The following is a 13868-nucleotide window of genomic DNA, read 5'->3' on the forward strand; positions in this document are numbered from 1 at the left end:
TCAAAGCGCATGAAGTGGAACAGGAATCATGGCCATCCGGTGGCAACCGTTGTGCGGGGCGCGGCTGCTGCGCCGGAGCACCCAGGGGCCCGCGGGAGCGTGTCGCGGAAGTGGACGTCTGGTTGGCGTCCCACAGGCACACGCGTCACTGAAGCCGGCCCCCGCGGCGTCGCGCGTCTGGGACGAGCCCGGCGAGGCCCAGCACCCCCCCGGCCCGCCACGCCACCAGGAGCGCGGTCAGTGCCGGGGGCGGCTCCCCGAGTCCCGGGGGAAGCTCCCACGTGTCGAGCGTCACCCGCAGGGACAGTGCGTCCCCCCCGGCGTGGAGCAGCACCGGCCGCAGCGCCACCTTCTGCAGGGGCGCGCGCAGCCCCACGCCCCACACCTTGAGCACCGCCTCCTTCAGGGCCCACGCCGCGGTCACCGGGTCCAGGTGTCCCGCGCACAGGGGCACGTAGCCCGCGAGCTCGCCCGGCGCGAAGGCCTCCTCCAGGAAGGCCGCGCCTGCCTCCACCCGCTGCTCCAGGTCCACGCCCAGCGCGCCTCCGCGCGACACCGCCGCCACCGCCAGCTCCCCGCTGTGGGAGATGGAGAGCGCGAGCCCGTGCCCCGGTGAGAAGAAGGGCCTGCCGGCGTCCGGCCCGTCCTCGCGCGCCGTCACCTCCGCGCGCGCCTCGGGCTCCAGCAACGCGAGCGCCCGGTGCGCGGCGAGCCGGCCCGCCACGAACTCCCGCCGCCGCTTGTCCGTCCTGCACCGGGCGAGCCCCTCGCGCTCCAGGGGCGAGAGCGAGGCGTCGTCCTCCCGCCCCACCTCGCCCCAGCCGAGCACCACCTCCCGGCCGCCGGGCAGCCGCAGCCGCTCAGCCCTCCGCACTCCGGCGCTCTCCCCGGCGCAGCCGGCGGAACCACAGCCCCGTGCCTCCCAGCAGCAGGGCGCCGTCCTCGCCACGCACCTCGAAGTCGTAGAGGACGTCATCGCCCTCCACCTTCACCATCCTCGCCTTCACGTGCCCGGACTCGCCCAGGCGCCGCTGCCGCCCGCGCACCAGCTGCTCCACGCCCATGGGCACGGAGACGAGGTTGTTGTGGTGGCCGTCCCAGTTGGCCGCCACCTGGAAGGCGGCGTCGAGCAACAGCGGATCCAACTGGAAGCGCGGCCGCGCCACGTGGGTGAAGATCTCCCGCTGCCGCGGGGCGCGGATGATGCCCTCCACCTCCGTCTCGCCGACGTACACCCACTCGGCGCGGCAGAAGAGCGGGCCGAGGTACAGCGGCTCCTTGGCCAGGTGGAAGATGGAGCGCGCGCGCGAGCCCGGCAGCGCCTCCGGCAGCTTGCCGTTGCCCGGCTCGTGGCGCGGCGGCGGCCCGAGCACGTAGATGCCCTGCTGATGGATGCGGCGCTGCGTCTGGTCCGAGCGGCCGCCCAGCGCCAGGTCGCTGGCGGACTCGACGTAGAGCGTCATCTCGTCGCCCTGCTGCTTGAGCACCCGGGCGGTGAGGGTGATGTGGACGGGCTTGCCCTTGGAGCCGTGCGGGGCCTTGAAGAACTTGAGCGGCGTTTCAATCCGCAGGTTCTCCGCGCGCAGCACCGCCAGGTCCGGCCGGAAGAGGGCGGCGGCCTCGCCGAGCATCTCGAAGCCGAACGTGCCCGGCATGATGGGCACCGAGTCCAGCTGGTGCTGGAGCACGAAGGGGTCCGTGTTCAGGTCGAACGTCCGCGTGGCCACCAGCGTCTCCGCCCCGTGCTGCTCCACGCAGTCGATCATCGGGTAGTCGGAGGGCACGAGCAGGAAGCCGCGGTCGTCGTAGACGGTGCGCGCGTCCGGGCCGTCCGCGGAGGCGCCGAGGAAGGGCCACTCGCGGAAGAGGCGCTCCTCGAAGATGGCCACCTCGCGCTCGGTGCGGCCGAGCAGCAGCTCGTTGATGAACCAGTACGAGCCCTCGGCCGGGGTGATGTACGAGACGCCGGTGCCGCGCACCACCTCGGGGTTGCGGGCGGCGGCGCCCACGCTGTCCCACGCCGTCCAGTCGATGGTGACGCAGCGCATGTGCGGGCGCGCCCGGTGCGCGTACGCCATGGCGCACTTGCTCATCAAGTCGTTGGCGGCGCTGTAGTCCGTCTGGCCCTTGTTGCCGAAGCGGCCCGCGCCGGAGCCGAAGCACATCATCAGCTTCAGGTCATCGCGCCGCGTGGCCTCCAGCAGGTTGATGAGGCCCAGCACCTTCACCTCCATGGTGGCGGCGACGAAGCCCGGCGTCTTGTCCGGCAGGCTCTTGGAGGCCTCGACCATGGCCCCGTGGACGATGCCGTCGATGTGGCCGTGGTACTCGCGCACCCGGTCCACCATGGCGCGCACGTCCGCGGCGTTGCGGAAGTCACACGTCTCGTACTCGATGGGCAGGCCCTGGGCGTAGACCTCCTGCAGGTTGCGCCACAGCTCGCGCGCCCGCTCGTAGGGCTCGAAGGCCTCCTTGAACTTCACCGGCGTGAGGGTGGGGTCCGCCTTCTTGCGGCGGATCATCTCCTCCTTGCGGAAGGTCTCGAAGTCGTTGTCGTCCAGCGCCAGGTAGGGCTCGTCCCCCGTGGGGGCCGGGGTGCGCCCGGTGACGATGACCTTGGGGCCCAGCCGCGCCACCGCCTTGGCCACCTCGAAGACGGCCCCGCGCCCGCCGCCCGAGAAGAGCAGCACCCAGCTCGGGTCCACCCGGCGCAGCACCTGGGTGCCCTCCTGGGGGAAGTCCGCCCGGCGCAGGCCCACCACGAAGCGGCGGCTGGCCATGTAGCCGATTTCCGTCCGGTCGCTGCCCTCCTCCAGCTCGCGGGCCACCGTCTCGGCCACCACCCAGTGCGAGGCGCGCGGCTCGAAGTCGATCGTCTTGATGACCGCGCCGGGCAGCTCCTGCTTCAGCCCCTTGAGGAAGCCGGCCATGGAGCCGCCCATCACGTTGCCGCCATCCCCCACGAAGCCGAAGTCGCCTCCCATGGAGGTGACGGCCACGTAGCAGGCGGTGCGCCCCTTCGCGTCCCGCAGGCGCTCGTACATGGCGCGGCCGGTGCCGTGCCAGCGCGCGGTGGTCTCCGCCATCCTCCGCCCGAAGCGCGCGCTGCCCAGCGTGAGGAAGTACTCCACCGGCCCGAAGGCGCCCAGGTCGATGACACCGTCGGCTCCGCCCAGCTCCTCGCTGGCGCGGCGCACCCGGCGCTCCACTTCCATGGCATCCGTGATGCCCGCCACCGACACCGTGGCCACGCGCACGCCCTTGCCCAGCAGCAGGCGGCTGAAGGCGGCCACCAGGCCCGGCTCGTCTCCCACGAGCAGCAGCTTCTTGCCCTGCAGCTGGTAGCGCTTCTCCGAGGAGAGCGACAGCGGCACCAGGTCCACGCGCCAGCGCTGCGCGGACAGGCCACGGCTGGGGATGGGGTAGCTGGCCGTGGCGCTCAGCGGATCCGCCGTCCACGGCTTGCTGTGGGCGTTGTCGTGCTCCTCGAGGATGACGTGGTAGTTGGAGCCGCCCAGGCCGAAGGCGCTCACTCCCGCGTAGCGCCGGCCCTCGCGGGGCACGGGCCACGGGCGGCCCTCCAGCGACAGGGAGATGGGCAGCCGGTCGAAGGGGATGTCCGCCTTGGGGAACTCGCCGCCGTTCATGGGCGGCAGGAAGTGCTCGCTCACCGCGAAGGCCGTCTTGATGATGCCCAGCAGGCCGGAGGCCGACGAGGTGTGGCCGATCTGCGACTTGAGCGTGCCCATGGGCACCGGGTTGTCGCGGCCGCGCGACTGGTAGGCCTCGCCGTAGGCGTCCGCCTCCGTCTTGTCGCCCACCTTCGTACCCGGGCCGTGCGCCTCGAGCAGGCCGATCTGATCCGCCCGCACGCGCGAGTCCTGCAGCGCGCGCTCCACCGCCCGCGCCTGTCCCTTGGGGTTGGGGGTGAGCAGGGTGGTGCCGCGCCCGTCACTGGAGAAGCCGATGCCGGAGATGACGGCGAGGATCTTGTCCTTCGACGCCTCCGCGTCCTCCAGCCGCTTGAGCACCACCGCGCCGGCGCCCTCGGCCGGCACGAAGCCGTCCGCGCGATCATCGAAGGGGAAGGTGCCTCGCGGGGACAGGAAGCCGAGCACCGCCAGCGAGGCGGAGTACTCGGGTACGAGGTTGAAGGCCACGCCGCCGGCCACCACGATGTCGGCCTCGCGGTTGGCCAGCGACATCATCGCCGTGTGCACCGCGGCCAGGGAGCTGGCGCAGGCCGCGTCCACCATCAGCACGCCGCCGGTGAAGTCGTGGATGGCCGCCAGCCGCGCCGCCACGGGCAGGCTGGAGTAGTACTGGGACGTGTTCTCATCCAGCGGGGGCAGCTTGCCCACCACGCGCTGGCGGACCGCGTCGAGCAGCGCGGCCACCTGCTCGGCGGACAGGCCCTGGGCCCGGAGGGCCTCGGACGCCATGGACAGGTAGCGCTCCAGGACGAAGCGCAGCTCGGTCTCGAACTCCTTGGCGCGCACCGGCAGCTGGCCCACCACCACCTGCACGCGCCGCCCGTTCCACATCCCGGGCTCGTAGCCGGCCTGTCCGAGCGCCTCTTCCGCCGCCTTGACGAAGAGGGGCACGGCCGGATCCAGCGCCGCGGCCTGGTTGGGCGGCAGCCGGAGCCAGCGCGCATCCGGCGAGGGCAGATCCACCGTACCGGCCAGCCGGGGCACCATCTCCTTGGGCCCCATGAGCGCGCCCAGCAGGTGCTGGGCATCGAAGCGCGAGGTGGGCAGGTCTCCAATGGCATCCGCCTTGGAGACGACGTTGGTCCACAGCGCCTGCGAGTCCGGCGCGCCCGGGGCGATGGCGCCCATGCCGACGATGGCGAACTTCTGGTTGGGCGGACGCACCGGGCGGATGTCCGCCCACGTCTCGTGGGACGGCGCGGGCCCGAGCAGCGCGTGGTAGGCGATGTTGCTCCACCCCAGAGAGCTGACGCCCACGTAGCTGCGCGGCGTCAGCTTCATGGGCCGGGTGAGGCACTCCAGCGAGCCCTCCGTCCCGTGGCGCGGCGAGGTGAGGCCGGCCACGGGCGCGCGCACGCCTCCGTGCAGCGACAGCGCCGCGCGCATCACCGAGACGAGCCCGCTGGCCGCCTGTTGGAAGCCCACCTGCGGGGCCGCGGTGGAGAAGGTGAGGGGCTCGGTGCGCGTGGCGTTGAGCGCGGCCTTGAGGCCGATGAGCTCCTGATCCTCCAGGCCGGGGACACCGCACGCCTGCAGCTCCACGTGCCGCACCAGCTCCGCCTCGATGCCGGCCATGTCCAGGCAGGCGCGCGCGGCCTTGTCCACCATGCGCGACAGCCGCGAGAGGCCCTGCTTGAGGTTCACCTCGGCGCTGACGCCGTGCAGGACGGCGTAGATGCGCTGCTTGTCCGCCAGCGCGTCGTCCAGCCGGCACAGCACCAGGGCCACGGCGCCCTCGCCGGGCAGCGTGCCCGCGGAGCGCCCATCCAGCGAGAGCAGCTCCTGCTCGGCCAGCCAGCCGCGCGCGGAGAGCATGCCGAAGGAGGAGGGGCTGAGCAGCGGGGACACCGCGCCCACCACCGCCACGTCACAGTGGCCGAGCTGCAGCGACAACGAGGCGAACTTCAGCGCCGCCAGCGAGGAGGCCGTGCCCGCGTCGATGGCCAGGTGCCCGCCGCGCGTGTCCAGCAGGCCGGAGAGGCGGCCGGCCACGATGGTGGCCGTGGTGGGCACGGACTCGGGGGTGATGGGCGGGGCGTGCTGCGCGATGTAGCCATCCACCGCCTCCAGCAGGCGGGCCTGGTCACCGCGGCCCTGGAGGAGGGCGGACAGGTGCTCGCGGAACTCCGGCGAGCGGATGCGCACCGTCTGGTCCACCTTCACGTCCACGCCCAGGCCGGTGGCGCCCAGGTAGATGGCGCAGCGGCCACCGGGGCTCTTGTCGGGGCCATAGCCCGCGTCCTGCGTCGCCTGGAGCAGCGTCAGGTGCAGCAGCCGCTCCATGCGGTGCATCTTCTCCACCTGGTTGGGCGGCAGGCGGAACTGCTTCCAGTCCTTGCCCTCCTCGGGAGCGAAACCGCCCACCAGCGGATGGCGCAGGCCGAGCCCGGCGCCCCACTCCGCGGGGGCCCGTGTCAGGGCACGCATCCCCTCCAGGGACTGGTTCATGAAGCGCGACGGGGAGTCGGCGCCGGGCAGGCGGCACCCGAGCCCGATGATGGCCAGAGGGATGTGCGTGGAGGAGGTCATCGCGGAGAGAGGCTCTTGACGAATGACTGCCAGGCGAGGCGGGGAAGGGTGGGGGCGACGTCCTCGGTGGGCAGCGAGGCCATGCCGATGCCTCGCAGCTCGAGCACGGGGATGCCGTCCTGGCCCAGGAGGTGGGCGTCGAAGGAGGCCAGCCCGCCGCTGGCACCGCACAGGCGGGCGTCACACATGAGGCGCTCGTCGCGCCGGGGCATGCGGAACCAGGTGGCCTCGGAGATGGCCATCTCGCGCGAGCCCTCGCCGGAGAAGGCGTACCAGAGCCACTTCACCATGTGCAGCGCGCCCTCCATGGCGGCGGGCGCCACCTGGATGCGGCTGGCGGGCAGCACCTTGGACAACACGCGCGGGTGGACGAGCCCCCCCTGGATGCGGCCCAGCTCGCACAGCCGGGCCCAGGAGATGACCTGGAGCGACTCGGGCACATCTCCCTGTCCGCCCGCGGAGGTGTAGAGCTGCCGGCCGTTCTGGAGATTCTCCGAGCGGGGGGCCAGCATCTGCTGCTGCTGGGGCCAGGGCGCGGGCCCGTACGCGTGGGCGAACTGGAGCACGGCGCGGCAGACGGGGATGGGCTCCTCGGAGGCCTCCTCGTGTCCCGCGCTGGCGCCGGTGTTCACCACTTCCATCGACAGGAAGACCGACACCTCTCCATCGCCCTCGCGGCGGGCACGCCCCACCAGCCGCGCGGCGGACGAGGGCTGGGAGGAGCGCAGGAACCAGCGCACGTCCCTCATCCCCACCAGCACGCGGTCCGGGTACACGAGCGCGCCCACCTCGGCCAGGAACTCCAGCTCCATCGAGGCGGGCAGCGGCCGCATCTCCTCGTCGAGCTCCCGCGGCAGGTGCACGTCGCGCTTGGCGACCGCGCTCTCGCCGCGGAAGACCTCGGAGACATCCTCCAGCAGCGGGTATTGGGAGGTATCGGGCTGCACGGTTCAGTGACCCTTCACGAGCTGCTGGGCGAGCTCGCTCAGCGTGCGGACCGGCTCCGTCTCCGGCGTGGCGACGCCCAGGCGCGAGGACATCGCCTCGGCCAGCTTGCGCACCTCGCCGTCCTTCAGCCCGGCGGCCTGCCGGAGATCCATGGAGAGGAGCGCTTCGCGGACGGAGCGCGGCCCGTTCCCATTGGCGCGCTTCGCGGGCGGCTCGGCGGCGGTGGCGGGAGCGGGGGCGGCGGACCGGGTGGAGGCGGCGGACGTGGCCGCGGCCAGCTGCTGCGCGCGCTCGACGATGTGCTCAATCACCTTGCGCAGGGTGTTGAAGTCACGCAGGGAGCGGCTGGGGTCGCGCGTGACGCCGAAGGCCTCGCGGGTGCGCGCGAAGATGTCCACCTGCTTGACGGTGTCGATGCCGAGGTCCGCCTCGAGGTCGAGGTCGAGCTCCAGCATGTCCTCCGGGTAGCCCGTCTTCTCCACCACGTTGCGCAGCAGCACCTCGCGCACCTGCTCGAAGAGATCCAACGAGGCGGCGATGGTGGAGGTGGGCATCGCCGGGGCGGCGGCAGGGGCCGGAGTGGGGGGCGGAGCCGCCGGAGCGGGCCGGGCCGCCACGGGGGCGGGGGCCGGGGCGGGCGCGGAGGCCGGGGCGGCGGCGGCACCCGTGGCGATGATGCGCTCGACGATGTGGTCGACGACCTTCTGCAGCGTGTTGAAGTCGCGCAGGGCGCGGCTGGGGTCCCGCGTGACGCCGAAGGCCTCGCGGGTGCGCGCGAAGATGTCCACCTGCTTGACGGTGTCGATGCCGAGATCCGCCTCGAGATCGAGGTTCATCTCCAGCATGTCCTCCGGGTAGCCCGTCTTGGCCACCACGGTGTCCAGCAGGACGCGGCGCACCTCCTCCTCCAGGGCGATGCTCTTCTGCACCGTGGTCACCTGCGGGGCGGCCGCGGCGGGCTCGGCCACGGGCGCCTTCGTGGCGGCGGGGGCCGCGGTCTGGCCCGTGCGCAGCTGTTCCACGAGCGCGACGATGGCGTCGAACGTGCGCAGGTTCTCCGGCTGGGCCACGGAGGCGTCCACGCCGAACTCGCGTCCCAGGGCGATGGCCACCTTCAAGGCGGTGGCGGGCTCGAGCACTCCCTCGAGCGGCAGCTGCAGCAGCGCCTGCTCCACCTCGACCACGGCGCCCGCGGCATCCTCCGAGAGCTGGCCGACGCCATTCACGAATGAATATCCCACCACGCGCTTGAACTGTTCCATGTCACCTACCTTGGGATGAATCGATGCGATGGCGCCATGCTGCCGGCCCTTGAGGATCTCCCGGGTGAACTGGGTGAGAGACCACTTGGGCCCGGCCTCGATGAAGATGCGGGCGCCCTGCGCGTGGGCCTCGCCGATGGCCTGGCGCAGACGCACGGGCTCGACGAACTGGCTGGTCAGGAACGCCGGGTACTCCCGCAGCGGCCGGCCGCCGTACTCCGCCGCGTCGATGGTGGAGATGAGGCGCACCGTGGGGGCGTGGAACGTCAGCCCCTCCAGCACCTTCTGGTAGGCGGGGCGCGCCGCGCCGATGAGCTCCGAGTGGTAGCCGTGGGAGACGGCGAGCACGGTGCACTCGATGCCCTGCGCGGTGCAGCGCTCCACCAGGCCGGGCAGGGCGTTGCGATCCGCGGACACGATGCAGGCGCGCGGCCCGTTGTCCGCCGCGAGGGTGGCGTAGCCGGGCAGGCCCTCGATGAGGGAGGGCACCTGCTCGGAGGGGCACGCGAGCGCGGCCATCTGCCCGGGATCCTCGGTGGGCATCTCCAGCACGGCCACGGTGCGCGAGTGGATGGCGTGCAGGCCCTCCTCCAGGGAGAGGCTGCCCGCGGTCACCAGCGCCGCCAGCTCGCCCGCGCTCTGGCCGATGACCATGTCCGCGTGGATGCCATGGGCCTTCAGCAGCCGGTAGAGGGCCACGTTGACCAGGAAGACGGCCGCGTGGATGTCCTCGTCGTTCTGCCGGTAGTTCTTCGGATCCTCCGTGTAGAAGCTGCTCGTCAGCGTGCGGCCGGTGAGGCGCAGGTAGACGCGGTCCGCCTCCTCCAGCGTCCGGGCCACCACGGGGTAGGCGCGGGCGAGCGGGCGCAGCATGTTGGCGTACTGGCCGCCCTGGCCGGGGAAGGTGATGGCCACCTTGGCGCCGCGCAGGGGCGCGTCCGGGCCCGCCGCGAAGATGCCGGACTGGCCCAGCGGCTCTGGGTCACCACCGGCGTCCAGCGTCTTGCGCAGGAAGTCGCGCTTCTTGCGCAGCTCCTCGCGGGTGCGCGCGGTGATGGCCACGCGCCAGGGGCCCTCGGGCGTGTGGCGCGTGTCCTCCAGCGGGCCCTGCTGCTCGCACAGGGCGTTGAGCTGCTCCAGGCACGCGCGCGCGTCCGCGCCCGCCACCGCGACGAGCTTCGGGTCTCCCTCCGCCGGCTCGCCCTCCTTCTTGCCCGGAGCCGAGGGCGGCCCCTTGTACTCCTCGAGGATGGCGTGGAAGTTGGAGCCGCCGACGCCGAAGGAGCTGACACCGGCGCGGCGCGGGGCGCCACCGGCGGGGGCGGGCCACTCGCGGTTGTCCGTCACCACCTCGACGCCCTGGGGAATCTTCGGGTTGCGCGGCTCGCTCTTGAGGGAGCGGGGGATGACGCGCTCCTGCATGGCGCGGGTGACCTTGATCATCCCGGCCGCGCCGGCCGCGGCGTTGAGGTGGCCGATGTTGGACTTCACCGAGCCGATGAGGATGGGGCGGGTGCGGCCCTCGCTGCTGTAGGCGTTGTGGGTGGACTTCGTCTCCACCACGTCCCCCAGCGCGGTGCCGGTGCCGTGGCACTCCACGTAGTCCACGCTGGCGGGGGGCAGGTTGGCGGAGGCCAGGGCGCGGCGCATGGCGAGCGTCTCACCCATCTCGCTGGGGGGCAGCACGGAGCGGCCCTTGCCGTCGCTGGAGCCGGCGATGGAGCGGATGACGGCGTGGATGCGGTCCTTGTCGCGCTCGGCGTCGGACAGGCGCTTGACCACGAGGATGCCCGCGCCCTCGCCGGGGACGAAGCCGTCGGCCTGGGCGTTGAAGGGCTGGCTGCCCTTGGCGGACAGGGCGTTGAAGCGGCAGCCGGCGATGTAGAACTCGGGGGACATGTCGGCCCACACGCCGCCGGTGAGTACCACGTCCGCCTCGCGATGCTGCAGCAGCTTCCAGGCGCCGTGGAGCGCGGCCAGCGAGCTGGCACAGGCCGAGTCCATCACCATGTGCGGCCCGTGGAAGTCGTAGAGCGCGGAGATGCGGCCGGCGTTGAGGCTGCCCAGGTAGCCGGTGAGGCTGTCCTCGCTGATGGGCGGCAGGCCCGCCTTGTAGCGCTCCTCCGCGTTGCGCAGGATGGCCAGGCGCAGCTCCTCGGGCAGGCCGGACTTCTCCATCGTCTCGCGCAGCTCCCGGGCGAACTCGGCCCAGCGCACGCGCGTGTCGGCGAGGAACTTGATGCCCTGGTACGGCAGGAAGCCCAGCGCCAGGGCCACCCTGTCCCGGTCCCACTTGTCCGGCGAGTACCCCGCGTCCTTCAGCGCCTGCTCGGTGCTCAGCAGCGTCACCACGTGCGAGGGGTCCAACGAGGCCCAGGCCGCGGGCGGAATCCGCATCTCCATCGTCGGAGTGGGCAGCTCGTCCAGCCAGCAGCCCAGCTTCGTGTACGTGCGATCCTTGCGATCCGGGTGGTGGTAGCGCTCCACCTTCCAGCGATCCTTGGGCACCTCGCGCGTGGCGTCGTGGCCCTCGAGCAGCCGCTTCCAGAGCGACTCGATGTTGGGGGCGCCGGGGAACATGCCGCCCATGCCCACGATGGCCAGCGGCTCGGCCTGGCGGCGGCGGGGGGCGGCCTTGCGCTCGGTGCCGGGCTGCCAGGCCTCCAGCACCGCGTGGAAGTTGTTGCCGCCGAAGCTGAAGGAGCTGACGGCCGCGCGCGGCAGGGTGCCGGCGCGGAACGGCTGCGCCTTGCGCGGAATGAAGAAGGGCGTGCGCTCCAGCTCCAGCTTGGGGTTGATGCGCTCCACGCCCGGCTGGGGCGGAATCTGCCCGTGGTGCAGCGCGAGCACGGCCTTGAGCAGGCCGGCGCCGCCCGCGCCCGCGCGCAGGTGGCCGATGTTGGCCTTCACCGAGCCGAGCGCGATGGAGCCCGCCGCGCCCGAGTACACGCTGGCCAGCGCCTGCACCTCGCTGACGTCACCCACCGGCGTGCCCGTGGCATGGCACTCCACGTACTGCACGGAGTCCGGCCCCAGGCCCGCGTCCTCGAGCGCGCGGCGCATGGCCAGCGCCTGGCCCTCGCGCCGGGGCGCCACCAGCGACTTGCCCCGCCCGTCCGACGAGCCGCCCACGCCGCGCAGCACCGCGTAGATGGTTTCCCCGTCCCGCTCCGCGTCCTCCAGCCGCTTGAGGGCGAACAGCGTCACGCCCTCGCCCAGCAGCGTGCCGTCACACTCGTCCGAGAAGGGCCTCACGTGGCCCTTGTGCGACAGCCCCCCCAGCTTGGAGAAGGCGATGAACTCCAGCGGCGTCAGCATCTCGCTCACGCCACCGGCCACCGCCAGGTCGAACTCGCCGTCGCGCAGCCCGCGCACCGCCAGGTCCAACGCCGCCAGCGAGGACGAGTACCCCGCGTCCACCGAGTAGTGCAGTCCCTTGAGATCGAACTGCATGTTGATGCGGCCCACGGCCACGCTGGCCGAGGAGCCCACCACGTTGTCGTCGCTGCACTCCTTGAGGCGCGAGCGCAGCCGCTGGGCGGTGACCTCGAGCACCTCCTGCTGCCGGGTGCCAGGCAGCGCGCGGAACTCGTCCGTGGCGCGCACGGCGTCCAGCATGTCCTCCAGGCGGATGTGCATGCCGCTGTCGCGCTGCCAGCCGAGGCTGGTGGCGCCGAGGATGATGCCGGTGGTGTCCCGGGGCAGCACCCGCACCTCGGAGAGCGCCTGGGTGCCCGCCTCCAGGACCATCCACTGGAAGGGGTTGACCTGCTGGGCGTCCGCGGGGGTGACCTTGTACTTGCGCCAGTCGAAGACGAAGTCGTGGATGAAGCCGCCCAGCTCCGCATGCGCCCGGTCCGGCATGGTGCGGTCCGGGTGGAAGTAGAGCGAGTGGTCCCATGCGCGCGAGGGCACCTTCGAGAGGGACACCCTGCCCGTGGAAACGCTGGCCCAGAAGTCGGAAACGCGAAGGGCGTTCGGCAGGACGCAGCCCAATCCTACCACGGCGATGGCATCCATACAGGTTCTCTCTGTAGACCGGGCCGAACCCAGGAGGGGGGATCCTGCTTGGGCGATGACCTCGGGGAGGACAATCCTACCACGCGGCTCGTGCCGTGGAGGGGGATGTGAAGGCGTACATGACCAGCCTGGGTGGCGAGCACGGCCCAGGGAAGTGGGCTGGCTGGCCGCCTGGAGGGCGATCATCCGGGCTTTGTTGACCGGGAGCGCACTCTCCTCCACTGGCATTGACGGCTTGTCAGGGCGCTCCCCCGCCGCGCGGACACGCTGGCGCGCCGGTGCCGCCCGGCTCCGCTCCGCCACGCCGCGCTTCCCTCGGGAGCGCCCGCGTCATGGCGCCGGGCGCGGGGGTTGCACAAGCAGCCCGGTGGCCTGACGGAAGGCCACACGCGAGGAGAATGACATGAGCCAGAAGAAGAGCACGCGCAGCACGCGCCGCCGCCAGCGCGGCATGACCCTCATCGAGATCATGGTGGTGATCACCATCCTCGGCCTCATCATGGCCGCGGTGGGCGTGGCCGTCATCCCTCGATTGGAGGAGGCCAAGCGGGACACCGCGCGCCTGGACATCGCCAACCTCCAGAACGCGCTCAAGCTCTACTACGCCAAGAAGGGCAAGTTCCCCGACACGAGCACCGGCCTGCGCGCGCTGGTGGAGACGCAGACGTTGGAGCAGATGCCCAGGGACCCGTGGGGCAACGAGTACGTGTACCTCAACGAGGGTGGCAAGCCCGTCATCACCGCCTATGGCGCGGACGGCTCGCCGGGCGGAGAGGGCGCGGACGCGGACGTGTCCTCGCGCGACCTGCGGAAGGACGCGGTGGCGAACCGGTAGCCGGTGGTGCGGCCAGACGGGGAACCGCCATGCCACCGGCACGCGGCCGCGGGCATCGCGCGTGCGTCGCCGGACCTACCTTCCTGGGTGCGGAGGTAGGTCATGGGACGAACGATCGAGATTCCGAGGGAGACCTGGGCCGTCTATTTCGACAACCTCAACAAGCGGGCGCTGAGTGAGCCCGTCCGCATCGAGGTGGAGAACCGGGACATCGGCGACCAGGAGCTGACGCGCAGGCTTCCCCTGAGGGGGATCGACCTGGAGACGAAGGGCTCCGAGGCGGGGAACATCGAGGTGACGGTGGGCGATGAGCGCCGGGAGCTCACGCACCAGATCGACAACGCGGTGCGCGTGTACCTCGAGGTGGATGACGACGGGAACATCGACTGCTTGGAGATCGAGGACGGGGACAACGGCAAGACGCTCGTCTTCTTCGAGGGGAGCGGGGTGCCGGCCCAGTTCCAGCCGGGCTCCACGGGCTTCGAGGAGTCCGCCCCGAGTTCATGAGGAGACTCGAGGAGCGGAGCCCCTGAGTGGCCGTCTCCCCCGCCCCCGCATGCT

Annotated in this window: 6 protein-coding genes; 2 read left to right on the top strand and 4 right to left on the bottom strand. The window is 72.0% G+C overall.

Going from position 1 to position 13868, the window contains the following annotated elements; translation table 11 throughout:
• Window positions 1–145: 145 nt before the first annotated feature.
• Genes VFZ09_RS19200 through VFZ09_RS19215 form a run of 4 tightly spaced genes read right to left on the bottom strand, consistent with a single transcriptional unit; the run spans window position 146 to window position 12472 of the window.
• A complete protein-coding gene (locus tag VFZ09_RS19200; protein WP_329729055.1) occupies window positions 146–874 on the bottom strand; it encodes a 4'-phosphopantetheinyl transferase family protein in 729 nt (242 codons plus the stop codon).
• Entirely contained in the window at window positions 861–6242 is a 5382-nt protein-coding gene (locus VFZ09_RS19205; RefSeq protein ID WP_329729056.1) for an SDR family NAD(P)-dependent oxidoreductase, read from the bottom strand. Before VFZ09_RS19205 ends, VFZ09_RS19200 begins: the two co-directional genes overlap by 14 nt.
• Complete coding sequence (locus VFZ09_RS19210) at window positions 6239–7189, bottom strand: hypothetical protein (RefSeq protein ID WP_329729057.1); 951 nt, start codon at window positions 7187–7189, stop codon at window positions 6239–6241. Before VFZ09_RS19210 ends, VFZ09_RS19205 begins: the two co-directional genes overlap by 4 nt.
• A gap of 3 nt (window positions 7190–7192) precedes the next feature.
• On the bottom strand, window positions 7193–12472 hold the full coding sequence (locus tag VFZ09_RS19215; RefSeq protein ID WP_329729058.1) for a polyketide synthase: 5280 nt from the start codon (window positions 12470–12472) through the stop codon (window positions 7193–7195).
• 403 nt (window positions 12473–12875) lie between these two features.
• Here VFZ09_RS19215 and gspG point away from each other — a divergent pair, with 403 nt between their 5' ends.
• Together gspG and VFZ09_RS19225 are read left to right on the top strand one after the other, a co-directional pair.
• On the top strand, window positions 12876–13307 hold the full coding sequence (gspG, locus tag VFZ09_RS19220) for a type II secretion system major pseudopilin GspG (RefSeq protein WP_329729059.1): 432 nt from the start codon (window positions 12876–12878) through the stop codon (window positions 13305–13307).
• A gap of 102 nt (window positions 13308–13409) precedes the next feature.
• The gene (locus VFZ09_RS19225) at window positions 13410–13814 is read left to right on the top strand and encodes a DUF5335 domain-containing protein (RefSeq protein WP_329729060.1); all 405 of its coding nucleotides are present in this window, start codon (window positions 13410–13412) and stop codon (window positions 13812–13814) included.
• The last annotated feature ends 54 nt before the right edge of the window (window positions 13815–13868 follow it).

It is taken from the genome of Archangium sp., from assembly GCF_036277355.1.
Classification (GTDB): domain Bacteria; phylum Myxococcota; class Myxococcia; order Myxococcales; family Myxococcaceae; genus Archangium.